This is a genomic window from Sporomusa termitida (assembly GCF_007641255.1).
GTDB lineage: Bacteria > Bacillota > Negativicutes > Sporomusales > Sporomusaceae > Sporomusa > Sporomusa termitida.
On the sequence record NZ_CP036259.1, the window covers coordinates 4,976,686 to 5,001,926 of the forward strand.

Annotated in this window: 18 protein-coding genes; 16 read left to right on the forward strand and 2 right to left on the reverse strand. The window is 51.1% G+C overall.

Features of this window, described 5'->3' with window-relative positions; translation table 11 throughout:
* Positions 1–201 precede the first annotated feature (201 nt).
* The 3 genes from SPTER_RS22950 to SPTER_RS22960 all read left to right on the forward strand — a co-directional run bounded on the left by SPTER_RS22950 (position 202) and on the right by SPTER_RS22960 (position 3,940).
* A complete protein-coding gene (locus SPTER_RS22950; protein ID WP_144353051.1) occupies positions 202–1,584 on the forward strand; it encodes an amino acid permease in 1,383 nt (460 codons plus the stop codon).
* 269 nt (positions 1,585–1,853) lie between these two features.
* Positions 1,854–2,969 (forward strand): alanine dehydrogenase, encoded by a 1,116-nt coding sequence (ald, locus tag SPTER_RS22955; RefSeq protein WP_144352509.1) that lies wholly within the window; start codon positions 1,854–1,856, stop codon positions 2,967–2,969.
* Positions 2,970–3,160: 191 nt separating this feature from the next.
* A complete protein-coding gene (locus SPTER_RS22960; RefSeq protein WP_144352510.1) occupies positions 3,161–3,940 on the forward strand; it encodes a CheR family methyltransferase in 780 nt (259 codons plus the stop codon).
* Between the two features lie 9 nt (positions 3,941–3,949).
* On the opposite strand, the gene SPTER_RS22965 is transcribed toward SPTER_RS22960, so the two are convergent.
* Positions 3,950–5,110, reverse strand: a complete 1,161-nt coding sequence (locus SPTER_RS22965; protein WP_144352511.1) for a D-alanyl-D-alanine carboxypeptidase family protein — start codon at positions 5,108–5,110, stop codon at positions 3,950–3,952.
* A gap of 128 nt (positions 5,111–5,238) precedes the next feature.
* Here SPTER_RS22965 and SPTER_RS22970 point away from each other — a divergent pair, with 128 nt between their 5' ends.
* Positions 5,239–5,958: a polysaccharide deacetylase family protein gene (locus tag SPTER_RS22970; RefSeq protein ID WP_144352512.1), complete on the forward strand. Its 720-nt coding sequence runs from the start codon at positions 5,239–5,241 to the stop codon at positions 5,956–5,958.
* Between the two features lie 22 nt (positions 5,959–5,980).
* Here the strand turns inward: SPTER_RS22970 and SPTER_RS22975 are convergent, their stop codons facing one another.
* The gene (locus SPTER_RS22975; protein ID WP_144352513.1) at positions 5,981–6,364 is read right to left on the reverse strand and encodes a hypothetical protein; all 384 of its coding nucleotides are present in this window, start codon (positions 6,362–6,364) and stop codon (positions 5,981–5,983) included.
* Positions 6,365–6,798: 434 nt separating this feature from the next.
* Between SPTER_RS22975 and SPTER_RS22980 the strand changes: the two genes are divergently transcribed.
* The 12 genes from SPTER_RS22980 to cydB all read left to right on the forward strand — a co-directional run bounded on the left by SPTER_RS22980 (position 6,799) and on the right by cydB (position 25,218).
* Complete coding sequence (locus tag SPTER_RS22980) at positions 6,799–8,304, forward strand: 4Fe-4S dicluster domain-containing protein (RefSeq protein ID WP_246105405.1); 1,506 nt, start codon at positions 6,799–6,801, stop codon at positions 8,302–8,304.
* A 187-nt stretch (positions 8,305–8,491) separates the two neighbouring features.
* Positions 8,492–9,088 (forward strand): glucosaminidase domain-containing protein, encoded by a 597-nt coding sequence (locus SPTER_RS22985; RefSeq protein WP_246105406.1) that lies wholly within the window; start codon positions 8,492–8,494, stop codon positions 9,086–9,088.
* Positions 9,089–9,220: 132 nt separating this feature from the next.
* Positions 9,221–10,384 carry a glucose-1-phosphate adenylyltransferase gene (locus tag SPTER_RS22990; protein WP_144352514.1) on the forward strand — a complete coding sequence of 388 codons (1,164 nt, stop codon included), beginning with the start codon at positions 9,221–9,223 and terminating at the stop codon, positions 10,382–10,384.
* 117 nt (positions 10,385–10,501) lie between these two features.
* Complete coding sequence (glgB, locus tag SPTER_RS22995) at positions 10,502–12,424, forward strand: 1,4-alpha-glucan branching protein GlgB (RefSeq protein WP_144352515.1); 1,923 nt, start codon at positions 10,502–10,504, stop codon at positions 12,422–12,424.
* A gap of 26 nt (positions 12,425–12,450) precedes the next feature.
* Complete coding sequence (locus tag SPTER_RS23000; protein WP_144352516.1) at positions 12,451–13,653, forward strand: glucose-1-phosphate adenylyltransferase; 1,203 nt, start codon at positions 12,451–12,453, stop codon at positions 13,651–13,653.
* Positions 13,654–13,697: 44 nt separating this feature from the next.
* On the forward strand, positions 13,698–14,810 hold the full coding sequence (glgD, locus tag SPTER_RS23005; protein ID WP_246105651.1) for a glucose-1-phosphate adenylyltransferase subunit GlgD: 1,113 nt from the start codon (positions 13,698–13,700) through the stop codon (positions 14,808–14,810).
* A 1-nt stretch (position 14,811) separates the two neighbouring features.
* Positions 14,812–16,245 (forward strand): glycogen synthase GlgA, encoded by a 1,434-nt coding sequence (glgA, locus tag SPTER_RS23010; protein WP_144352518.1) that lies wholly within the window; start codon positions 14,812–14,814, stop codon positions 16,243–16,245.
* 55 nt (positions 16,246–16,300) lie between these two features.
* Entirely contained in the window at positions 16,301–18,742 is a 2,442-nt protein-coding gene (locus SPTER_RS23015) for a glycogen/starch/alpha-glucan phosphorylase (RefSeq protein WP_144352519.1), read from the forward strand.
* 17 nt (positions 18,743–18,759) lie between these two features.
* A complete protein-coding gene (locus tag SPTER_RS23020) occupies positions 18,760–22,269 on the forward strand; it encodes a bifunctional glycogen debranching protein GlgX/4-alpha-glucanotransferase (protein ID WP_144353054.1) in 3,510 nt (1,169 codons plus the stop codon).
* A 135-nt stretch (positions 22,270–22,404) separates the two neighbouring features.
* Complete coding sequence (locus SPTER_RS23025) at positions 22,405–22,833, forward strand: RrF2 family transcriptional regulator (RefSeq protein WP_144352520.1); 429 nt, start codon at positions 22,405–22,407, stop codon at positions 22,831–22,833.
* A gap of 4 nt (positions 22,834–22,837) precedes the next feature.
* A complete protein-coding gene (locus SPTER_RS23030) occupies positions 22,838–24,223 on the forward strand; it encodes a cytochrome ubiquinol oxidase subunit I (RefSeq protein ID WP_144352521.1) in 1,386 nt (461 codons plus the stop codon).
* A complete protein-coding gene (cydB, locus tag SPTER_RS23035) occupies positions 24,214–25,218 on the forward strand; it encodes a cytochrome d ubiquinol oxidase subunit II (RefSeq protein ID WP_144352522.1) in 1,005 nt (334 codons plus the stop codon). The genes SPTER_RS23030 and cydB overlap by 10 nt, the downstream gene beginning before the upstream one ends.
* The last annotated feature ends 23 nt before the right edge of the window (positions 25,219–25,241 follow it).

Genomic DNA, 25,241 nt, shown 5'->3' on the forward strand with positions numbered 1-25,241 from the left:
ATACCATTAATTGTAAATATATGTTTCCAGATAAGCGGAAAAAGGCCTCTGTCTCCCTTTGATTATTATTTAGAACGTTGGCATAGTTTGTGCGAGGGATACATAGTGGGTGAATGTACTTCATTTTGTGGAGGTGAACCAAGAGAGGCTTATTGTAGTTGGTAAAATGAAGGAGGAGAAAGCGTGTCTAAGAAAGATGGAATGCATGAAGAACTGCACCGCGGGTTGGAAGAACGCCATATTCAGCTAATTGCCCTTGGCGGGGCAATTGGCGTCGGTCTGTTTTTAGGGTCGGCCTCAGCGATAAGAACTGCCGGTCCGGCGTTGATGATTACATATTTACTTGGTGGTATTATCATATTTTTCATTATGCGCGCCCTGGGCGAGGTGGCTGTGGCCTATCCGGTATCAGGCTCCTTCAGCGCCTATGCTAACAGATTTTTGGGGCCCATGGCCGGTTATCTGACCGGTTGGACATATTGGTTTATGTGGGTTGTCACCTGTATGGCCGAGATTACGGCTGTCGGCGTGTATATGCAGTTTTGGTTTCCCGAGGTGCCGCAGTGGGTTCCGGCCTTGGCGGCCTTGCTATGTATGACGGCTGTCAACCTGATTGCGGTAGCGGCGTATGGTGAGTTTGAGTTTTGGTTTGCTCTTATCAAAATTATTACAATCGTTATTATGATTGTAGCCGGGTTAGGCATGATTATTTTCGGTATCGGCAACAGCGGCATACCGATCGGTATCTCTAATCTGTGGGCTTATGACGGCTTTTCGCCCAAAGGCCTGCCGGGCATGATTATGGCATTGGTTATGGTTATGTTCGCCTATGTAGGCATTGAACTAGTCGGGGTGACGGCAGGCGAAGCCAAGAACCCGGAGAAAACGCTGCCGGCAGCAATTGACAAAGTTTTCTGGCGAATTCTGATTTTCTATATTGGCGCCTTGTTTGTCATTATGTCCCTTTATCCCTGGAATCAGCTGGGGTCTATCGGCAGTCCGTTTGTATTAACCTTTGAGAAGCTGGGGATACGGTCTGCGGCCGGGATTATTAACTTTGTTGTTATGACGGCGGCGTTATCTTCCTGTAACAGTGGAATTTTCAGTACAGGCCGCATGCTCTATAATTTATCGCTGCAAGGACGGGCACCTGGTTTTTTTGGCAGGCTGAGCAGTCGTAAAGTGCCGATGAACGGTATTCTAGTCTCAGCCATGTTTTTGTTGATTGGCGTTGTCTTAAATTACCTGGTTCCGGGCAAGGTATTTACTTATGTAACCAGTGTTGGTACCTTTGCGGCCCTGTGGGTGTGGGCTATTATTGTCCTGGTGCAGCTCAAATTCCGGCAGGAACTGACGCCTGAACAGCAGACTGATTTAAAATACCCGATGCCCGGTTATCCGGTGCTTAACTGGGTTTGCCTCGCATTTCTGGCCTTTGTGGCCGTTGTTATGTGTTTCGACCCGGATACGTTAGTGGCGATGATTGTAGGGCCTATTTGGCTGGCGCTGCTTGTGGCCGCATATTATCTGTGTGGCTGGAACAAGCTGGATAGTAAGGGCCGGGATATCAGCAGTACTAGATAACATGTATACAATAAACAAAAATATTTGGAAACTAATATTTCCAAATGGCACAGTTTAGTACCATGGTAATGGAAACATAAGTTTCCAGCAGTGAGTTTGCTGATAAATGCCGATAGTGGCGGTTTGTTGATCCTGCTGGTTTTATAGCAGGGCATACCAGAAGATGCTTCCGGCAAAACCACACAAATAATTATTGGCATAACAATTGCATTAACAATGCATGTGAGAAAAATTTGGTTTGGCATATCATTTATAAGGAGGCCAAGTATATGATTATTGGTGTAGCTAAAGAGATTAAAAACAATGAAAATCGGGTGGCCCTGACGCCGGCAGGTACGGAAATGCTGAAAAAGGCCGGGCATACAGTGCTTGTTGAGCAAAGTGCCGGTGTCGGCAGCGGTTTTTCTGATGAAAGCTATGTAAAAGCCGGGGCGCAGATTATTGCTGATAAGAAAGCACTGTTTGATCAGGCGGAAATGATTATGAAGGTCAAGGAGCCGCTGGCGCCGGAATATGAGCTGTTCCATGAGGGGCAAATACTTTTCACCTACCTGCATCTGGCACCTGAACCGGAATTGACGAAAGCACTGCTGGACAAAAAAGTAATTGGTATAGCCTATGAAACGATTGAGCGTCATCACACCCTGCCGCTTTTGACGCCGATGAGTGAAGTGGCCGGACGGATGTCTGTGCAAGTCGGGGCGCATTGTCTGGAAAAGCCCTTTGGCGGTAAGGGAGTCCTGTTAGGCGGTGTACCTGGCGTTGAATCGGCTCAGGTCGTAATTATCGGCGGTGGCGTTGTGGGGACAAACGCAGCTAAAATGGCTGTCGGTATGGGGGCCCGGGTTGCGATTATTGATAAATCGAATGAGCGGCTGGCTTACCTTGATGATATCTTTGGCGGCCGGGTCACTACGGTTATGTCGAACAGCTACAATATTGCCGGCTGGGTTAAAAAAGCTGATTTGCTGGTGGGGGCGGTTCTGCTGCCTGGTGCAAAAGCCCCCAAACTGGTTACCGAGGAAATGGTTAAGTCGATGGAACCCGGTTCAGTTATCGTTGATGTGGCTATCGATCAAGGCGGATCTGTGGAAACAATTGACCGGGTAACGACCCACAGTGACCCGACCTACGTGAAGTACGGCGTTGTTCATTATTCGGTCGCGAATATGCCGGGCGCTGTTGCCCGTACATCAACTTTTGCCTTAACCAACGCTACTATTGAGTATGCCCTGCAGATTGCCACTAAGGGGTGGAAGGCGGCCCTAAAGGATGATCCCGGCTTAGCCAAAGGCCTCAATGTATATGCTGGCAAGGTAGTTTTTAAAGGGGTCGCCGAGGCCCATAATCTGCCTGTTACGCCGGTAGAACAAATATTAGCGTAATAAAAGATGGAATGATTGACCGGATCAGGTTAGACTTGCTGTTCAAGCAAAGCCTAACCTGATCTTTTTTTGTTAATAGGTACAGGGATTAAATAAGCAAGCAGCTAGAGGTAGGAAAACTGCCGTATCATGTCGAATTTTACCATTGAATCAAATTGTAAATCAGCATATCGCAATAACAGGGGGTTTCCATGAGCGACAAAGACTGGGAGCTGTTTAAACAGAAGCTTCATGTTAAATCAGGTATTAATCTTAACGACTACAAGCCGGCGCAAATGCAGCGGCGTATCGGCAACATGATGAGCCGCCATGGGGCCAAGGGATATTTGGATTTTTTTGGCAAGATAGAGGCTAACCCCAAACTGTATAAAGAGTTTATTGATTTTCTCACCATCAATGTTACCGAATTCTTCCGGACACCGGAAAAGTTTGATGAACTGGAGAAAAGGGTTATTCCGGATCTGTTAAAACAAAGTTCCAAGCTTACCATTTGGAGTGCCGGCTGTTCCATCGGGGCTGAGCCTTATTCGCTGGCCATTATGCTCAATGAGCTCACTCCCTACAGCAAACATCGTATTCTGGCGACAGATCTTGATGTTGAAATGCTGGCCAAAGCCAAGCTAGGGGTTTATACAACCAATGAGCTGAAAAATATACCGCCGGCCCGGCTCAATAAGTATTTTAAGCAGGCCGACGGCGTTGTTACTATTGGGGATGATATTAAGGCGCGGATTGATTTTCAGCGACATAACCTCCTGGTTGATAAATTTGAATCAGGGTTTGACCTTATCCTGTGCCGGAATGTTGTCATCTATTTTACCGAAGAAGCCAAAGACGGGCTGTACCGCCGCTTTTTTACCGCGCTTAAACCCGGCGGGGTGTTGTTTGTAGGGGGGACTGAGGCGATATTGAACTTCCGGGATATTGGGTTTCAGCATTATTTGCCATTTTTCTACCGGAAGCCGGTATAGTTTAGCCTGTTATAATACCCCCCAGCTGGATAACCGCCTCATGGTATCCAGCCAGTGGCGGAGCAGAATTTTGCTTATAGTGCTTTCTTCAACGGCATTGCCGGCGATAATGTCGACAGTTTTTACCGCTTTATCCTGTATATAAAATATAATCTCGCCGATTTTCTGGCCCTGATATACCGGGGCTTTTATTTTTTCCGGTAAATCAACCTCCACTGTTACTGCCGTGTAATCTTCAGTACTTATTACCAGCGAGCCCGGGGCCTCGACAATGGCGTCAACCATCCCGGTCATTCCGTTTTCCACTGGCAGTGAGGTAAGTATCGTTCCCTGCTCCGCATATTCATATAAGTCAAAAGCATCAAAACCATACTTTAAGAGCTGCATCGAGTCAAACCAGCGCGAATGATCATTTAATACGACGGCAATAAGCTTTTGGTTGCCCCGCGTTGCACTGGATACCAAACATGGTCCGGCGCGATTGGTGGTCCCTGTTTTTACACCATCGGCATCCTCCAGCATCCACAGCAATTTGTTGGTATTACGGAGATTCCGGTCCTGACTTTTTCCTTTTCTGTCAAGCCATTCTATATTTGTTTCCTTCGTACTCACGATCTCGGCGAAGGTCGGGTTGCTCAAGGCATACCGGGTGATCCAGGCCAAATCGAAGGCTGTGGACAGATGGTTGGGGGCTGAAAGGCCATGGGGGTTGCTGAAATGAGTATGGACTGCACCGATGCTGGCCGCTTTCCTGTTCATAATTTCCACAAAACCAGTAACAGAACCGGCAAGATGCTCGGCAATTGCTACGGCGGCATCATTGCCGGAGCGGAGCAGCAGGCCGGTGACCAACTCCCGGAGAGTAATAATTTGACCGGGATAGAGATTAAGTGAAGAGCCGCTGGTACCGGCAGCGGCAGCACTGATATGAACGGTTTCATCCAGGCGCCCGCTTTCGATAGCAATGATCGCAGTCATAATTTTAGTCGTACTGGCGGGCGCGAGCTTTTTGTTTATATTGCGGTCATGGAGCACCTGGCCGGTTTTAAAATCCATTAAAATCGCCCCCTGGGCAGACAATACCGGCGGTGCCGCCAGCGCAATACCGGTAACAACCGTGCAGAGCAGTAGTAGACTTAAGGCGGCAGAGCGTAAAATCAGGCAGCCCATGGAATACCCCCTTTTAATCAGCTATATTAGTATATTGCTCAACCACGCCGGTCATACCCATTTAGTCATATATTACCGGCTGCAGGCGTAGTATCAAGAAGAACCTTGTTAAAGAGAAGGGGGCTCTCATGGACAAAAGGAAGAGGTTGGGCCGCAGCTTTTTTAGTATAACCGTGCTGGCTATCGGCTTACTGTGCAGTGCTTTGTACCAGGCTGTTCATGTATTTGACGATAAAAGCCGGGTGATCAGAAAAATACCAACTACGCACAAGGTCGTGGCAATCACTATTGATGATGGACCCCATTATAAAACAACACCGGAAATACTGAGGGTGCTGAAAGAGAAGCAGGTCAAAGCGACCTTTTTTGTTTTAGGGGCCAATGCTGAGGCTCATCCGGAAATCGTTGCCCAGGCAGTGGCAGACGGGCATGAAATAGCATCTCATGCCTACAGCCACAGACGTCTGAATAGGTTGACCGCCGCCGAGGTGGCGGAGGAGTTCGCACGCCTGGAAACAGTGCTGCAGCCGGTAGCCCCCAAGCCGACCCTGTTTCGACCGCCTGACGGGGCGTACAACGATGGTATTGTGGCGTTAGCGCGGGACCGGGGGTATACGACGGTGCTCTGGTCAGTTGATACCGGTGACTGGCGGCAGGGGCCGGTGGACCTTGTGGTAAAAGCAGTGCTTGAGCATGTGCAGCCTGGCAGCATTATCCTTATGCATGACGGCCAGTATCCGCTGCCTACGCCGCAGGCCATGCCGATCATTATTGACAAACTGCAGGCCCTGGGCTACCAGCTGGTAACGGTCAGTGAATTATTGCAGTATTACGAGGTAGCGCGTTAATTATGGTGCGCAAAAAATCATTTTAGTGTAGCTTTAAATTTTGCCAATGAGTCTGAATGAGCTGGTCATACCGGTGGATCGTAGCCGAACGCTCATTTCTCAGAGCCTGAATTGTGCCGAGGATTTTTTGATCAAAAGCATATACTTTGGCTTTGGGGATCGTTACCGGTTTAGCGTATTCTTTGAGCTTGGTGGCAACCTTACAATTAAGTTTAGTTTCCTTTAGGATAACAGCAGGTTCCAACAAGTCTGAACCTTCATAACGGTGAATAAGGCAATTAGGCTGTAAGCGGTCGATTACATTTTTGCTGTCACCGGCTAAGATAAGCTCGCTGCCGCAGCCGGGACAGGCAGATAAATCGTCCGGCAGGCAATTATGACAGCTCATACATACGACTTCGTTCATGTTAGGCATCCCTCCGACCTTATTGTGTCCGAAATACGGGACGGTTATAATGGTCAGTAAAAAATGGAAAGTAATGATGCATCCCGTCGGCACTTGTTGTTGGCAGCGGCTGGCAGCCTGCCGGCGAATTTTACTGGCGGCTTAGACTGCTTAATATTTAGAGGGAAAACATTTTACACGCTGGCCGCAAATGCGTATAATATTTAGTAAGTGTTATAAAATAATAAGTTTAATAAAGTAACGAATGGTAGGGATGCCTTAGAAAATACTCATTGTGTCGTCTTTTCACAACCGGCCCTGTTTATAAACCGGCAGCTGCCAGGCTGCCAGGGACCTTAAACAGGTTAGCCGCTATCGCAATATTTTTTGATTATTTGCCGCAATCATTACCACAATTTATAAACCCTATACGATGCGAGGAGGAATTTATTACTATGGCAATATCACAGGTTACCGAGGTTGTCATAATCCGCAACAAGGTTTTAACTGAAATCGCCAGAATGGCTTATAACGGCAGCTTAGACAAGGATATCGGCAGTATGCCGGACACCATTGTATCGGAGGCCGGCCCCAGATATCGCTGTTGTATACATAAAGAGAGGGCCGTATTGCGTCAGCGTATTAATCTCACATTAAGCCAATCCTTGGAGCTTACGCAGGCGGAAGCCGCTGCCGGTGCTCTGGCCGGCGAGATAGAGGATATGCCTTTTATCCATGTATTGCCTGAAGCCTGTGATCAGTGTCCGATTGATAAGTTTTTGGTGACTGATGCCTGCCGTAACTGTTTGGCGCATAATTGTATTAACAGCTGTCCTAAAAAGGCCATACTGGTGGTGCAAAACCGGGCCTATATTGATAAAACCCGCTGTGTAGAATGTGGTTTATGCAAGAAGTCCTGCCAGTATGGCGCTATTATCGAAATCAGCCGGCCCTGTGAACGGGTGTGTGCAGTTAAGGCCATTATTGCCGGCAGTGACCGCAAGGCTGTCATTAATCAGGATAAATGCGTCGAATGCGGCGCCTGCCGGGAGGCCTGCCCTTTTGGCGCGATTAGTGACCGGTCGCTTGTAGTTCAGGTTATTCAGCAGATTAAGTCAGGTAAACAAGTGTACGCTATTCTGGCGCCAGCCTTTGCCGGGCATTTTGGCGCCAGGACGAAACCGGGGCAGCTGATTAATGCCATTAGGCAGCTTGGTTTTCATGCCGTCCAGGAGGTAGCTTACGGTGCCGATATTGTAAGTATCAAGGAAGCAAACGAGTTTCTGGCAACAGTACCTGCGCAAAGGCCCTATATGACCTCTTCTTGCTGTCCGGCTTTTGTGGCTCTTGTTGAAAAGCATTTTCCCGATATGACGGACTGCATATCATCGACAGTTTCGCCCATGCTGGCCATGGCGCAAATTATAAAAAATAGTAATCCTGAGGCGGTTATTGTGTTTATTGGACCCTGTATCGCCAAAAAATCAGAAGCCCGCCGCAATTCGGCGCTGGTGGACTTTGTCCTTACTTTTGAGGAGCTGGATGCGATGCTGGCCGGCAAAGGTATTGATATAAGCACACTGGACGACAGCGAGTTTCAATCAGCTGCCTCCACCACGGCCAACGCTTTTGCCTGTGCCGGCGGGGTTGCCAACGCGGTTCAGGCCGCAGTCGCCGGTCTTGCGCCGGCAGTAACAGTCAAAGCCCATAGTACTGCAGGCCTTGACGAGTGTGCTAATGCCCTTAAACAAATCCGGTCCGGTACCCTGGAAGCTAATTTCTTGGAGGGGATGTCCTGCGTTGGTGGCTGCATTGGCGGTCCTGCCGGCTTAGCCAATGTCCGGGTAGCCGGGAGGCTGGTCGCTGCTTTTGCCAATAGCTCTGCGGCGAAAAGTGCCTTAACCAATAAGGCCGCCCAGGCCGACAGCGAGCAACCCGGCCACTGGCATCGCCAATCATAGCAATAATTAAAGCAATGATAAAAGGACCCAACCTTGACCTGGCAGGGATTGGGTCCTTTTCCCTACCGTCCCGGGCCGGTTTCTGCGCAGGCATGAATAAAGACCGGGGTAAGAGACTAAGATAGGTTATGCTGCTTTAAGGTGCAGGTGGGGAGGCAGACTTATAAGACTAATAGTTTGGGGTGATTTGTTTTTCATTTTAGTGCTGCTGCTGCTGTTTCCTCACCCGGTTTGGGCGAAGGAGCTGCCGGTAGAGTTGAAGGCCCCGCTTTTTATTGACTTGTCAATTATGGGTGAACCACTGGCGACGCAGGAGCAGTGTGTTGCTTATTTGCGTAAGCGGGGGCGTATGCCGTTGTTAACGGTATCTGTCGAGCAGCTTATCAGTCATTTTTATCAGGAGAGCCGCTTAGAGGGAATCAGGCCGGATGCGGCCTTGGCCCAGGCGATCCATGAGACCGGCCATTTCCGCTATGGCGGCGATGTTTTACCGCTGCAGAATAATTATTGCGGGCTGGGTACAACCGGGGGCGGGGTAAAAGGCGCCTGGTTTCCGACGGCGCAAATTGGCGTTAGGGCCCAGGTCCAGCACCTGCTGGCTTATGCCTCGATCAGGCCGCCGGCGCTGGCAATCGTCGATCCGCGCTATGAGCTTGTCAAACGGACGGACAGGTTTGGCCAGGCCCGTACCTGGACTGACCTGAACGGCAAATGGGCTGTTCCCGGGACAACGTATGGGCAGAAGATACTGCGAGTCCACCAGCAGATCCTGAGCGGTGACTAGGTGGAGTTGTCTGATTTTTGACTCAAGAGAACCGTCCCCTTGAGTCAAAGGGGGGATTCCTGTTCTAGGCGGTACCCGTCTTGCATAAAGTAGTTATATCTGCTATTTGGGCGACTTTTCAAGGAGGGGACAATGAGGAATAAAGAATGGATTGCTATGATACTGGCGGGCGGGCAGGGGACACGGCTGGGGGCCTTGACGAAAGATTTGGCCAAGCCGGCCGTTCCGTTTGGCGGTCAATACCGCATTATCGATTTTACGTTAAGCAATTGCCGTAATTCCGGCCTGGATACGGTGGGTATCCTGACCCAGTATGAGCCTTTCGCGCTCCATGCCTATGTCGGGAACGGCAGTGCCTGGGACCTTGACCGGCGTGACGGTGGCGTGCATATTTTGCCGCCCTATGCCCGGGAGCAAGGCCGCCGGTGGTATGCGGGAACCGCCGATGCTGTATTTCAGAATAAAGAGTTCATTGAACAGTATGAGCCGGGCTATGTGGCCGTGCTGTCAGGCGACCATGTGTATAAGATGGATTATGCCGCAATGCTCGAATATCATAAGCTCTGCCAGGCTGATGTTACTATGGGGGTCATTGAGGTGCCCGGGAGTGAGGTTAGCCGGTTTGGTATTGTGGAAACAGCAGCCGGCGGCCGCATTACGGATTTTATCGAAAAACCCTGTCAGTCCAAAAGTACTCAGGCCTCCATGGGGGTGTATATTTTTTCCTGGAAAGTATTAAAACAATATCTGTTGTCTGATGCGGCTAATAAGGAGTCCGGCCATGATTTTGGCAGGGATATCATTCCCGGCATGTTAGCGGCCAGGCTGCGCCTGCAGGCTTACCGTTTTCCTGGCTATTGGAAGGATGTTGGTACCGTGGACAGTTACTGGGAGGCCAATATGGACCTGCTGGGGGATGACCCCAAAATCAGGCTGACTGGTGATGAGTGGCCGGTGTATTCACCAAGCCTGAGCCTGCCTCCCCATTATCACGGCCTGGAGGCCTGCGTCCGGTGCTCGTTAATTGCCGGCGGCGCCATTATTTTGGGGGAAGTGGAGAACTCTGTTATTTTTCCGGGGGTTTATATCGGTCCCGGCGCCCGGGTTACAGATTCGGTTGTGCTGCCTCAGGTCCGGCTGGAAAGCGGCGTGACTGTCAACGGGGCCATTGTTACCGCCAATACGGTTGTGCGTAAAGACGCCGCCGGCAGTGACCGGAACGGCATTATTACGGTGACCGTTAACCGGCAGTCAGAAGCCTGTGAAGCGCCAATACAGGTAAGTCTTGCCGGATAATGGCAACAACTTAGGAAAATCACCATTAGCTAACAGGAATTTTCCATGCCGGTAGCGAATGTATCTAAAAAAAATATTGCCATCATTTTACAATTACCAGATAAAGGATGGAGTTGCATGAATACGGCGTGGATGAGTGATCAGGAACTATTTTTGTTTCATGAAGGGACCAACTACCGTAGCTATAACCTGCTGGGGGCACATGTAGTCAATGAGAATGGCCTGGCCGGGGTCCGGTTTGCCGTATGGGCACCTCATGCGCAGCGGGTTGGGATTATTGGCGATTTCAACAACTGGGATGGCAGCCGCCATCCCCTGCAGAAACTGAGCACATGTGGCATCTGGGGTTTGTTCATAGCCGAACTGAAAGCTGGTGATATCTATAAATACGAGATTGTAACCGCCGGCGGCGAGATTCTGCATAAAGCCGATCCTGTTGCTTTCTCGGCCGAACTTAGGCCGAAGACCGCCTCTACAGTGGCCGGCCTGGGCAGGCATGTCTGGCAGGATGAGCAGTGGCGGGCTGCGAAGGCCAAGCAGTCTGCATATGAGCAGCCGCTAAACATTTATGAGGTTGATTTAGGCTCCTGGAAACTGGGGGCCGACAGGCAGCGCCTGACCTACCGGGAGCTGGCGCCGGCTTTAGCCGGTTATGCCGTGAGCATGGGTTACACCCATATTGAGCTTTTGCCTGTGGCGGAACATCCCTTTGATGGTTCGTGGGGCTATCAGGCCACCGGTTATTATGCGGTGACCAGCCGTTATGGTTCCCCTGAGGATTTCATGTATTTTGTCGACTATTGTCATCAACAGGGGATAGGCGTTATTTTGGACTGGGTGCCCGGCCATTTCTGTAAAGATGCTCATGGCCTGGCCCGCTTTGACGGTACCGCCCTCTATGAATACGCTGACGCCGGCCGCAGCGAGAATCGCGGCTGGGGAACGCTTAACTTTGATCTCGGCCGGCCTGAAGTCATGAGCTTTTTGATTTCCAATGCCATATTCTGGCTGGATGTTTATCATATTGACGGCCTCAGAATTGATGCTGTTGCCAATATACTATATCTTAATTATGGAAAGGAGGAGGGAGAATGGGCACCTAACTGCCATGGCGGCACTGAGAATCTGGAGGGTATCCAGTTTCTGCGGCGCCTGAATGAGGCGATTTTCGCCAGCTATCCGCAAGCCCTGGTGATTGCTGAGGATTCGACGGTCTGGCCGCTGGTCACTAAACCGACCTCTGTTGGCGGCCTTGGTTTTAACTTTAAATGGAATATGGGCTGGATGAACGATATGCTGCGCTATATGGAGCTTGAACCTGTACACCGTCAGTTCCAGCATAACCTGCTAACATTTTCTTTCCTGTATGCTTTTTCGGAAAATTTTGTTCTGCCTTTGTCCCATGATGAGGTAGTACATGGCAAGCGGTCATTGTTAGCGAAAATGCCTGGCGATTATTGGCAGAAATTTGCTAATCTGCGTGCTTTTTACGCGTACATGATGGCTCATCCCGGCAAAAAACTGCTGTTTATGGGGGGCGAGTTTGGCCAGTTTATCGAGTGGAACTACCAGGACAGCCTGGACTGGCATCTGCTGGAATATGATATGCACGCCAAACTGCATAACTATGTCCGGAACCTTAACCGCTTTTATCTGGCTAACCCGGCCCTGTGGCAGAATGATCAGGACTGGAACGGGTTTTCCTGGATTGACTGCGAAGACAGCCGGCAGAGCGTGCTTGTTTTTAAACGGCAAGGCAAAAAAGACAGTGACTGGGTCATTGTGGTGTTAAACTTTACGCCGGTTGTCAGGCACGGCTACCGGATCGGGGTGCCGGCAGCGGATTATTATCTGGAGGAATTCAATAGTGATAATCCCGTCTTTGGCGGATCCGGGCAGGGTAATCCCGGTAAGCTGAAGCCTGAGCCTGAGCCGTGGCAGCAGCAAGCCAATTCGCTGGTGCTGACGCTGCCGCCGTTGGCGGCGGTGTACTTAAAACCAGGTGCTGCAAAGCGCAGAATCCGTAGCAAAAACAAATAGGATGATGACAGAGAGAGGGGAACACTTTGCGTAACAAAGAGTGTGTAGCTATGATTTTAGCCGGCGGCCAGGGCAGCAGACTGGGTGTGCTGACCAAAAAGCTCGCCAAGCCCGCCGTGCCCTTTGGCGGGAAATACCGGATTATTGATTTCCCCCTGAGTAATTGTTACAATTCCGGCATTGATACGGTGGGGGTGGTTACCCAGTATCAGCCGCTGGCGCTTCATTCTTATATCGGTATTGGCAGTGCCTGGGATCTTGACCGCCGGAAGGGCGGCGTCTATGTACTGCCGCCTTATGTCCGGGAAAAAGGCGGGGAATGGTATAAAGGCACCGCTGACGCCATTTACCAGAATATCAATTTTATTGAGATGTTTGATCCGGCCTTTGTGCTGATACTGTCAGGTGATCATATTTATAAAATGGATTATTCACTGATGCTTGATTATCATAAGCGTAAGCAGGCCGATGCCACCGTGGCCGTAATTGAGGTGCCGTGGGCCGAAACCGGCCGTTTCGGTATTATGAATACGGCCGCTGACGACCGGATTGACGAGTTTGAGGAAAAGCCCAAAAAGCCTAAAAGCAATCTGGCTTCCATGGGGGTTTATATATTTAGCTGGCCGGCGCTGCGGGCTTATTTAACGGCCGATGCGGTCAATGGTCTGTCAAGTCATGATTTTGGCAGGAATGTAATTCCCCAGATGCTGGCCGGCAGCGAGCGTTTGTTTGCCTACCGGTTCAAGGACTATTGGAAGGATGTGGGGACAGTAGAGAGCTATTGGGAGGCCAATATGGATCTGCTGGGTGACGAGCCGGCCCTGGACTTGTATGACCCCAGCTGGCGCATCTATTCGGTCAACCCTGCCCAGCCGCCCCATTTTGTAGCCGCTACGGCCAGGGTTGTCTGCTCGATGGTTGCCGAGGGCTGCAAGGTGTTTGGTGAGGTGGAAAACTCAGTATTATTTCCCGGGGTAACGATTGGTGCCGGCGCCAAAGTCAAAGATTCAATCATTATGCCCTATGCGTTTGTGGGGGCGAACACGATTGTCTCCAAAGCTATTTTGGGCAGAAAATCAGTGGTTGAGGCCGGAGCCCAGCTTGGGGCTGAAACTACGGCCGAGGAGGAAGCAAGCCACTGGTTTTCGGGTATTACCTTAATTGGTGATAACCTGACAATTAACAGCGAAACCAGAATCAGGCGCAACGCCCTGCTGGCCCGGCAATAGGACCTGGCAATACACCAGTTAGGAGGGGAAGTTTATTGAAGAATATGATGGGTCTTATCAATTTGCATGAAAGCGATGAGTTGCTCCGGGAAATAGCCAGCTACCGGCCGCTGGGAGCCATTCCCTTTGCCGGCCGTTATCGCCTGATTGACTTCATTTTGTCTAATCTAATTAATTCCGGTATCACAAATGTCGGAATTTTAGCGGCCGGTAATTCCCGTTCGCTGATGGATCATATCCGTTCCGGCAAGGAATGGGATCTGGCCCGCAAAAAGGATGGGCTGTTTATTTTACCCTCCTTGCAGACCGGCCATGTACAGGGGGCCTTTCCGAATGACTTAGCTGATTTTTTCAATAATCTTGATTATATCAAATGCAGCCGTCAGCGTTATGTTCTGCTGGCTGGCAGCCGGATGGTCTGCAACATTAATTTTGAGTCGGTACTCCGGTTTCATACCGAGAGAAAAGCCGATATCACGGTATTGTACAAAGAATATGACGGCAGTGATACCAGCCGGTTAAAGAATGCGACCCTGGTGGAAACAGATAGTGACGGCCGGGTTATTGACATGGAGATTTGCCCGGTTAATGCGCGCAGTAACAAGCTGTCAATGGAAATGTACCTAATTGACCGCCAGCTGCTGGTTGACCTGATTGATGCCAGCATGTCCCGGGGCGGGACTAACGTAGCCCGTGATTGCTTTATTAAAAATCTGGCCAGTCTGAGGATGTATGGTTACCTGTTCAGCGGCTATCTGGCTTGTATCAATTCTGTGCAGAGCTATTTTGAACACAGCCGGGAACTATTAAACCCGGAGGTGTGGCAGGAGCTCTTTTTTGCCAACGGCTCCATCCATACTAAGGTTAAAGATGAAGCGCCGGCTAAATATCAGCAGGATGCGATTGTGCAATATTCATTAGTGGCCAATGGCTCGGTTATCGCCGGCAAGGTCGAAAACAGCATTTTGTTCCGGGGCGTAAAAGTACATAAAGGGGCCCGGATTGTTAACAGCATTATCATGCAAAAAGGAGAAATTGGTCCGGGGGCCGTGTTAGAGAATGTCATTTGTGATAAAGATGTAAAAATTACAGCAGGCAAAAAGCTCAAAGGCGAGCTGAATCATCCGGTTGTAATCGGAAAAGGAACAGTGGTTTAATATGCTGAAGGTATTGTTTGTGGCACCGGAGGCCGCACCGTTTGCTAAAACCGGCGGCCTGGGCGATGTGATCGGGTCGCTGCCCAAGGAGCTTAAAAACCAGGCGACTGATGTCCGGGTTATCCTGCCTAAATACAGTTCAATCCCCGCCGAGTTTGCTAAAAAAATGACCAGGATTGCAACCCTTACCGTTCCTGTTGGCTGGCGTCACCAATATTGTGGAATTTATCAATTGGAATACCAGGGGCTTACCTGGTACTTTATCGACAATGAGTATTATTTTAAACGCGAACAGCTTTATGGCTATTACGACGAAGCGGAGCGGTTTGCCTACTTTTGCCGGGCGGTGCTCAAGGGGCTGCCCCAATTAGGGTTCAGGCCTGACATTATTCATTGCCATGACTGGCAGACCGGACCGCTGCCGGCCATGCTGGGGCAGCAGTATCTTATGCGGAGTGAGTATGCGGGCATAAAAACCATGTTTACTATTCATAACCTTATGTATCAGGGAATCTTTCCCGGTGATATTCTGGGTGATCTGCTCGGGCTGCCGGCCAGTGTATTTACCGAAGCTGGTCTGGAATTTTACGGTCAGGTAAATTTTCTTAAAGGCGGCCTGGCTTTTAGTGATTGCATTACCACCGTCAGCAAGTCTTATGTACAGGAGATTCAGCAGCCGTATTTTGGGGAAAAGCTGGACGGTTTTTTAGCCAGGCGTCAGGCTGACCTGCACGGCATAGTCAACGGTATTGACTATGAAGTATACCACCCGGCCAAAGATCCTGAGATTTATACGAACTATACCTGGCGCGGGACTGTTAAACGGCTGGAAAATAAGTGCAAACTGCAGGCTGAGCTAGGATTGCCTGTAACCAGGCAAACCCCGCTGCTGGGGATTGTCTCCCGGCTGGTGGACTCCAAAGGCTTTGATCTTATTGCTCATGTTATGGAAGAAATTTTGAACCTGGATGTCCAGTTAGTGGTGCTGGGGACAGGGGAGGCTCGCTTTGAGCAGCTATTTACGGCGGCCGCGCGCCGGTATCCGCAGAAAGTATCGGCAAATATTACTTTTTCCGAGCCTTTGGCGCACAAAATTTATGCCGGTTCCGATGTTTTTCTGATGCCGTCCCGGTTTGAACCCTGCGGTATCGGCCAGTTGATTGCCCTTAGATACGGCAGTATTCCTATTGTCCGGCAGGTCGGCGGTTTGAAAGACACGATTACGCCGTTTAATCCGGCAACAGGCGCCGGCAATGGATTTTCCTTTGTTAATTATAATGCCCATGAGATGCTGTGGGTAATTGAAGATGCCTTACGGCTGTACAAAGACCGGTCCCAATGGGCTAAGTTAATTAAAAATGCAATGTGTTCTGATAATAGCTGGCAGCGCTCCGCTTCTGAATACCGGGCACTGTACCGGTTGTTAACAGATTGATAAATACCAGGGTGTGTTTCTGATATTCCATAGCGGCTGAGGGGGATGGTTGGATATGTTTAAATCTAAAGAAGAGTTCAAAACAGCTTATATTGAAAGGCTGGAGACCCTGTTCGGACAAAGCCTGGATGAATCTTCCATGGCTGACAAATATGTGGCCTTCAGTGCCTTAATCCGGCAGCTTATCAACAAAAGCTGGTACCAGTCCAACCGGCAGTACCGGGCAACCAAAGAAAAGCAGGTCTATTATTTTTCTATGGAATTTTTGTTGGGGCGGCTGTTAGCCAGTAACCTGTTTAACCTGGGACTGACCGAAATTTGCGGGCAGGGGCTTAAAGAATTAGGCATAAATCTGAGCGAGCTGGAGGCGGTGGAGCAGGATGCCGGCCTGGGCAACGGCGGGCTGGGGCGCCTGGCGGCCTGCTTCCTGGACTCCATGGCAGCCTTGCAATTACCCGGCCATGGCTGCGGTATCCGTTATCGCCATGGGATGTTTGAACAAAAAATTGTGGATGGCTATCAGATTGAACTGCCTGATAACTGGCTTAAGGATGGCTATATCTGGGAAATGCGTAAGGCTGACCGGGCTGTAACCGTAAAGTTTGGCGGTCAGGTCCGGCTGGCCGAACAAGGCGGGCGGCTGGTGGCGATTCATGAAAACTATGAGCCGGTTGTGGCTGTTCCCTATGATGTGCCGGTGGTGGGTGCTAACTGCAATACGGTAAATACCCTGAGACTATGGAGTGCGGAGACCAACCACTTTGATTTGTCTTCTTTCAGCAAAGGTGACTTTTTGAAAGCGGTCGAACAAAAATATTCCCTGGAAGCGACTTCGCAGATTCTGTATCCTGATGATAATTACCCGGAAGGGAAAACACTCCGGCTTAAGCAGCAGTATTTCTTTGTATCAGCCGGCTTGCAGAGCATTGTCCGGCGCTACAAGCGGACCCACGGCGCCACCCCGGCCGACCTGGCTAAAATTCATGAGAAAATTGCCATACATATTAACGACACCCATCCGGCCCTGGCCATCCCTGAGCTGATGCGGATTTTGATGGATGAGGAGGGCCTGGGCTGGGATGAAGCCTGGAACACCACCAGCAAGACTATTTCTTATACCAATCATACAATTCTGCCGGAGGCTTTGGAAAAGTGGCCGGTTGATCTGGTGCAGGCCTTATTGCCGCGGATGTACATGATTATCCATGAGATTAATGAGCGGTTTTGTGCCGCCCTCTGGCAAGAGTATCCTGGGCAGTGGGAGCGTATCCGGGAGATGGCGATTATTGGTGACTGCTATGTCCGCATGGCGAATCTGGCGGTTGTTGGCAGCCACAGTGTCAACGGTGTCGCTGCCGTTCACAGTGAGATCCTGAAAAAAGAGGTTATGAGTAATTTTCATCAATATTTTCCGCACCGCTTTACCAACAAGACCAATGGCGTGACCCACCGGCGCTGGCTGGCTAAGGCGAATCCCAAACTGGCGTCTTTAATTACGGAAACGATTGGTCCCGGCTGGCTGGCCCATCCCAATGAGCTGGCTAACCTCCGCCGTTATGCGCAGGACCCGGCCTTCCAGGCATCCATTAAAGCCGTTAAACAGGCCAACAAGGCCAGACTGGCTGCTTATATCAAGAATAAAATGGCAATCACGGTTGATGTTAATTCGATCTTTGATGTGCAGGTAAAGCGCATTCACGCGTATAAACGGCAGACCCTGAACGCGCTGCACATCCTGGATTTATATAACCGGCTTAAGGCTGATCCGGCTATCGATATTGAGCCCCGCACCTTTATTTTTGGCGGCAAAGCGGCTACCGGCTACTATCTGGCCAAGCGTATTATTAAGTTTATTAACACTCTCGCCCAGGTAATAAACAATGACCCGGTTATTGGCGCCCGGATCAAAGTGATTTTTCTGGAAAACTACAGTGTTTCCCTGGCCGAGCTGATTATGCCGGCCGCTGATGTCAGTGAACAGATATCAACAGCCAGCCGTGAGGCGTCAGGCACCGGCAATATGAAATTTATGATGAACGGCGCTGTTACTATTGGTACCCTGGACGGGGCCAATATTGAGATCAGGGATGAGGTTGGCGATGATAATATTGTCATTTTTGGTCTGACAGCCGCTGAGGTGCTGAATTATTATAAATACGGCGGCTATAACGCGCTGGAGGTATATCAGGGCAATCCCCGGCTCCGCCTGGTGGTCGACCAGCTGATGAACGGCTTTTTGCCGGCCAGCCCGGATGAGTTTCACAGTATCCATCACTCTTTGCTGCGCACGAATGACGAGTATTTTGTCCTCCGGGATTTCGCCGGTTATGCGGCTGCGCAGGAAAAAGTGGCCTGCCTGTACCGGGACCAAAGCCGGTGGCAGGCCATGGCCGTTAACAATATCGCTTTTTCCGGCCGTTTTGCCAGTGACCGTACCGTAGCCGAATATGCGATTGGCATCTGGGGGATTAAGCCGGTAGTTATTCGGGAAAGTTAATGATGGAGGTGACCGGCATGAATCAATACTGGCTATTGCACGATTCCCACAATATAGATTTTCGCAGCCCCTTTGGGGCTGTTTCTTGTCATACCGAGGTAACGCTAAGGCTGCTGCTGGCCACACCGCAGAACTACCGGGTGCCGCCGGTCGAGTCGGTGGTCCTCAGGCAGTGGCAGGACGGGGCCGGTGAGACAGTAACCACTATGTGCCTGGTGCAGGAGCAGGGCGGTCAGCAGCTTTATCAGGCCGTGATTGCCGCCCCGGCTGTGCCTGGCGTTATCTGGTATTACTTTATTGTCAGACAAGGCGGTCAAACCTTTTATTATGGCAACAATAACGAAGAGACCGGCGGTGTGGGCCGGATTGCGGACGCGCCGCCGCCGTCCTATCAAATCAGTATCTATAAGCCGGGGGCGGTGACGCCAAAATGGTTCAAGCATGCCATTGTCTATCAGATTTTTGTTGACCGCTTTTATAACGGCCTGCCCCAGGGTCAAATTCTGCAGCCCCGGCCCGGCAGCCTGCTCCACGCCGACTGGCAGGATACGCCGGTATATACCCGGGCTATGGATACCGGGGCGATCCTGGCCTATGACTTCTTTGGCGGCAATCTGGCCGGTGTTATTGCCAAGCTGCCCTATCTTGCGTCTTTGGGGATAACTGCTATCTATTTCAATCCTGTGTTTGCCTCCCCCTCGAATCATAAGTATGATACGTCCGATTACAAAACCATTGATCCGATGTTTGGCGATAATGCCCTGTTTGCTGCATTGTGCGCCAAGGCTAAGGAGTATGGTATCGCCGTTATCCTGGACGGTGTGTTCAGCCACACCGGCAGCGACAGTATCTACTTTAACCAGGACAATACCTATGACAGCGTCGGCGCCTATCAATCCCCCGCGTCGCCCTATTATTCCTGGTATAAATTCTCGGACTATCCGGATCACTATGAGTCCTGGTGGGGGATTGGCACCTTGCCTAATGTCAATGAGAACGATTTGTCCTATCAGAATTTTATTATTGACGGTGCCGACAGTGTGCTCCGGCAATGGCATAAGCTGGGGATTAAAGGCTGGCGCCTGGATGTTGCCGATGAATTGCCGGCGGCTTTTTTAAAAAAATTTTATCAGACATTAAAAGAAACCGACCCTGAGGCGGTGCTGATCGGTGAAGTGTGGGAAGATGCGTCCCATAAAGTGGCGTATGGCGAGCTCCGGCAGTATTTTAACGGTACTAAACTGGATTCGGTAATGAATTACCCCTTTAGAAAGATTGTCCTGGACTTTATGCTCGGCTGGTGTGATGCACAGGCGGCACAGCGGGCCCTGTTCAGCTTATTTGAGAATTATCCCCGGGAAAACTTCTATGCCAATCTGAATATTATTGGCAGTCATGATGTGCCGCGCATATTGACCCTGCTGGGGGAAGCGCCGCCGGCGGGCTCACAAAGCGACCTGGCCGCCTTTAGACACCGGCTGACGCCGGCGGCGCGGGCGCTGGGACTGGCCCGTCTCAAACTGGTAATGCTGTGGCTGCTGACCTTCCCGGGAGCTCCCTGTATTTACTATGGTGATGAGGCGGGGGTTGAAGGGTATACGGACCCCTTAAACCGGCGGACCTATCCCTGGGGCCGGGAAGAGCAGGACCTGCTGGCCTGGTGCCGGCTGCTTACAGGGCTGCGCCGGCAGTATCCTGTGCTTAGGACCGGTGAGTGGCTGCCGCTAATGACTGCCGGTGATGTGTATGGCTATGGGCGGCGTATCCGGGGCGGGCAGGACGTATTTGGTGACCTGGAAGCGGATAATACAGCGATTATGGTTTTTAACCGCAACCGTAAGGAGCCGGCGGCAGTCAGTATTGATACCAGTACCTGGTTTGCTGACCAGGACTATGCCACTGATGTGTTGTCAGGTGAGAGAATACCGCTGCCGGCGCCGGGCCAGGCTGAACTGACCCTGCCGCCGCTGTCCGGTTGTCTGCTGCTGGGGTCGGTGGCGCCGGCCGGTAATGAGAGTAAACGCATAAGCGGTGTACTGCTGCATCCGACTTCACTGCCGTCGCCGTTCGGCATTGGTGATTTAGGGCAGGAAGCCTATCGGTTTGTGGATTTTCTGGCTGCTGCCGGGCAGAAGCTATGGCAGTTCCTGCCTCTTAACCCTGTCGGTTTTGGTGAGTCGCCCTATCAGTGCCTGTCCGCCTTTGCCGGCAATCCCCTGCTTATTGCCCCGGAAAAGCTGGTGACAGCCGGCTGGCTGCAAGAAGCGGAGCTGCCCTTTGGCGGCTTTAGGAATTCTGACCCGCAGAGTATTGATTTTCCGCGGGTTAAGCTATGGAAAGAAAAAATCTGCCGGCTGGCGTTTGACCGCTTCCGTCACCAGCCGCCGGCGGCCGCCTATCAGGCCTTTCTGGCGGATACCGCCTTTTGGCTGGGCGACCACAGCCTGTTTGCTGCTCTGAAGAAACACTTCTGTGGTTTACCCTGGCCTGAGTGGGATACTGATATCAGCCGCCGGGACGGGGCGGCGCTGGAGTATTACCGTCAGGTGCTGGAGGAAGAGATTGCCTATCAAATGTTTTTACAGTTTGTCTTCCGGCAGCAGTGGCAGGAGCTCAAAGCCTACGCCAATCAGCGGGACATAAGCCTGTTTGGGGATCTGCCGCTGTTTGTCGCTCATGACAGCGCCGATGTCTGGGCTAATCCTCAGTTATTTCAGTTGGATGCGGCCGGTCGTCCTGTCAAGGTAGCCGGTGTTCCGCCCGATTATTTTAGTGCTAGCGGCCAGCTGTGGGGCAACCCGCTGTATGACTGGGAACAGATGAAAAAGGATGATTATCATTGGTGGCGGCAGCGCCTCGCGGTGCTGATCAAGGCTGTGGACCTGATCCGGATTGACCATTTCCGGGGCTTGGAGGCTTACTGGGAGATTCCAGCCGGTGAATTAACAGCTGTTCAGGGCCAGTGGGTGGCAGGACCGGGCGCTGAGTTTTTTGCCGTGCTGGAGAAGTACCTGGGCAAGCTGCCGCTGGTAGCCGAGGATCTGGGCGTTATTACCCCTGGTGTCAACCGGCTTAAGCACCGGTTTGGTTATCCCGGCATGAAAGTATTGCCCTTTAGCTTTGGTGATGGCGGGGCAGCACCGGATTTCCCCCATAATACCGGCTATAATACGGTTGCTTACACCGGTACCCATGACAATGATACCCTGCTGGGCTGGTATCAAAAGCTGGCTGGCACCAGTCCTCAGCTCAAGTCTATTGTGCTGGCCCACCTTGAGCGGCTGCAGCTGGGCAGTGACTGGAGTGAGCAGGGCGTGTGTGAACAGCTTATCCGGCTCACCTACCTTAGTGCAGCCAATACGGTGATTATGCCCCTGCAGGACGTACTTGGCCTGGATAGCCGGGCGCGGATGAATACGCCGGGCACTGTGGGGCAGAACTGGGGCTGGCGGCTGGGGCCGGGGCTGATTACGCCGGCGGTGGCTGCGCGTCTGGCCGGTTGGACGCAAGCCGGCCGACGGGGATAAAGACGAATCATTTTTAATTAATATGATTTTTCAAATAATAGCTATTGACATTATTTAGGTTTTGGCAGTACAATAAAATCAATACTATACCAGTTGAGTATTGATTTATTATGACAACTAGAAGGTGGTGCCATTGTGCAGTGGAATCAGGCCACTGATTATGCATTCCGGGTAGTACTGTATCTGGCCGGGCTGCCGCCGGGCGAGGTGGCCAGTGGTGTCATTATTGCTGACAGGCAGCATATTCCCCACCGGTTTCTCCAGAAAATTATGCGGCTGCTCTCTGCCGCCGGGGTGGTAAAGTCATTTCGTGGTGTTGCGGGAGGCTTTGCCCTGGCTAAGGCGCCGGCAGCAATCAGTTTATATGATGTTATTGTCGCTATGGAAGGGCCGCTGGCCATTCATCGCTGCCTGGCTGACCGCAAAGCGTGTAATCGTGATTGTGAGCAGGAGTGTCCGGTGCATCAGGCGCTGGCCGGTATTCAGGACCGGCTGGCGGCCGATCTAGCCAGTGTTACTTTTGCAGCCCTGGCTGCTAAAGCAAATAAATCTAGCAGGAGGTAGGCATATGGAAGAACTCATTTTGTCCCGCTGGCAGTTTGGGATAACTACCATCTATCACTTTCTTTTTGTCCCGCTGACGCTTGGTCTGTCGCTTATTGTCGCTATTTTGGAAACTATCTATGTCCGCACCGGTAATGAAATGTATAAGCAGCAGACTAAGTTCTGGGGTAAACTTTTCCTGATCAACTTTGCTATGGGTGTGGTCACAGGTATTGTCCAGGAGTTCCATTTTGGTATGAACTGGTCCGAGTATGCCCGGTTTATGGGGGATATTTTTGGCGCCCCCCTGGCTATGGAAGCGCTGACTGCCTTTTATCTGGAGTCCGTATTCATTGGGCTGTGGATTTTTGGCTGGGACCGCATACCCAAAGTATTACACGCAGTCAGTATCTGGATTGTGGCGCTGGCTACTAATTTATCGGCTTTCTGGATCTTAACAGCTAATTCTTTCATGCAGTCGCCGGTAGGGTATGTTATTAATAACGGCCGGGCCGAGATGACCGATTTTGTTGCACTTATTACTAATCCCTATGTACTTTATCAATTTCCGCATACGGTTCTGTCAGGCTTTGTAACTGCCGGTTTCTTTGTTTTAGCCATTAGCGCGTATCATCTAATCAGGAGAACGCATTTGGATTTTTTCCGGGCTTCGTTTCAATTGGGGCTGATCTGGAGTATTGTCAGTTTGTTTCTGTTAATGGGCAGCGGTCATGCGCAGACCCAGTTTATGGCGAAGGCGCAGCCGATGAAGCTGGCGGCGGCTGAGGCCCTGTGGGAGACTGCCAACCCGGCACCTTTTGCCGTAGCTGCGATCATTGACGAACAAAATAAGACCAATACAGCCGAATTGAAAATCCCCGGCCTGTTGTCGATGCTGGCCAATAATAATCCTAATACGGCCGTGAAAGGGATTAAGGATATTGAGCAGGAGTATATTGCTCAATACGGCCCCGGTAATTATGTACCGGCGGTCACGCCCGTATTCTGGAGTTTTAGAATTATGGTGGCCGCCGGTTCGCTGATGCTGCTTGTCGTACTGGCCGCCGGCTTTTTCTGGTGGCGCGGCCAGCTGGAGGAGCGGCCCTGGCTGCTGAAGGCGGTGCTTTGGAGTCTGCCGCTTCCCTATATTGCTAATTCTACCGGCTGGTTTGTTACCGAAGGCGGGCGTCAGCCCTGGATTGTTTTCGGCCTGCAGCGGGTAGAGGAGGCGGTGTCGCCGTCAGTTGGCGCTGTAAGTATCTGGATTTCTCTGGTCGGCTTTACTCTGGTATATGCCGTATTAGCCGCCGCTGCTGTATATCTTGTCCAGAAATTTGTTCGCCAGGGACCAGGCATAAGCAGTGATCAGCCCAAACAACCGGCAGCGAAGGGGGCGGCATTATGGAGTTAAGTGTACTGTGGTTTATTCTGCTTACGGTTCTGTTTATTGGTTTTTTCTTTCTGGAGGGATTTGATTATGGGGTCGGGATCCTGCTGCCTTTTCTGGGGAAAAATGATACCGAGCGCCGGGTGATTATCAATACGATCGGCCCGGTATGGGATGGCAATGAGGTATGGATGATTACGGCCGGCGGGGCTATGTTTGCTGCTTTCCCGCATGTATATGCAACCTTATTCAGCGGCTTTTATCTGGCCCTGTTTCTCATGCTGATGGCCCTTATTGTCCGGGGCGTCGCGTTTGAGTTTAGAAGCAAGGATGAGAATCAGACCTGGCGCAGTACCTGGGATTTGATGATATTTATCGGCAGTGCCATACCGGCTATTCTCTGGGGAGTAACGGTGACCAATTTGATCCAGGGGGTGCCGATCAATGCGAATATGCAATATGTGGGGACATTCTTTGATTTGCTGAGCCCCTATACCCTGGTAGGCGGTATTGCGTTTTTCCTGGTCTTTACCTTTCACGGGGCTTTGTACCTGACCCTGAAAACAGAGGGGGATATGGTGGCGCGAGCCCGGCAGGCCGCAATCAAAGCCGGCGTTTTCGCAGCGGTGTTTTGTCTGCTGTTAGTCGGGCTGACCTATAGCCGCACCGATTTGTTTGCCAGTACGGGGGCCGGCATTGCCTTATGGGGAGCGGTGGCTTTGTTTGTCGCGGCCCTGAGGGCGGTCTACAGGCAGCGTTTCGGCTTAGGTTTTATTTTGAGCAGTTTGACAGTTATGTTGACAACGATTGCCTTCTTCTGGGGCCTTTTCCCCCGGCTGATGGTATCAAGCCTTAATCCGGCCTGGAGCCTGACAATTACAAATTCCGCCTCTTCCCAGTACACGCTGACAATCATGACGGTGGCCGCGGTGGCGTTAGTGCCGGTGGTACTGGTGTATCAAGGCTGGGTGTACTGGATGTTCCGCAAACGTGTCAGCGCGAAGGAACTGGAATATTAAACAACCTGTGCGGGTGGTGAGAA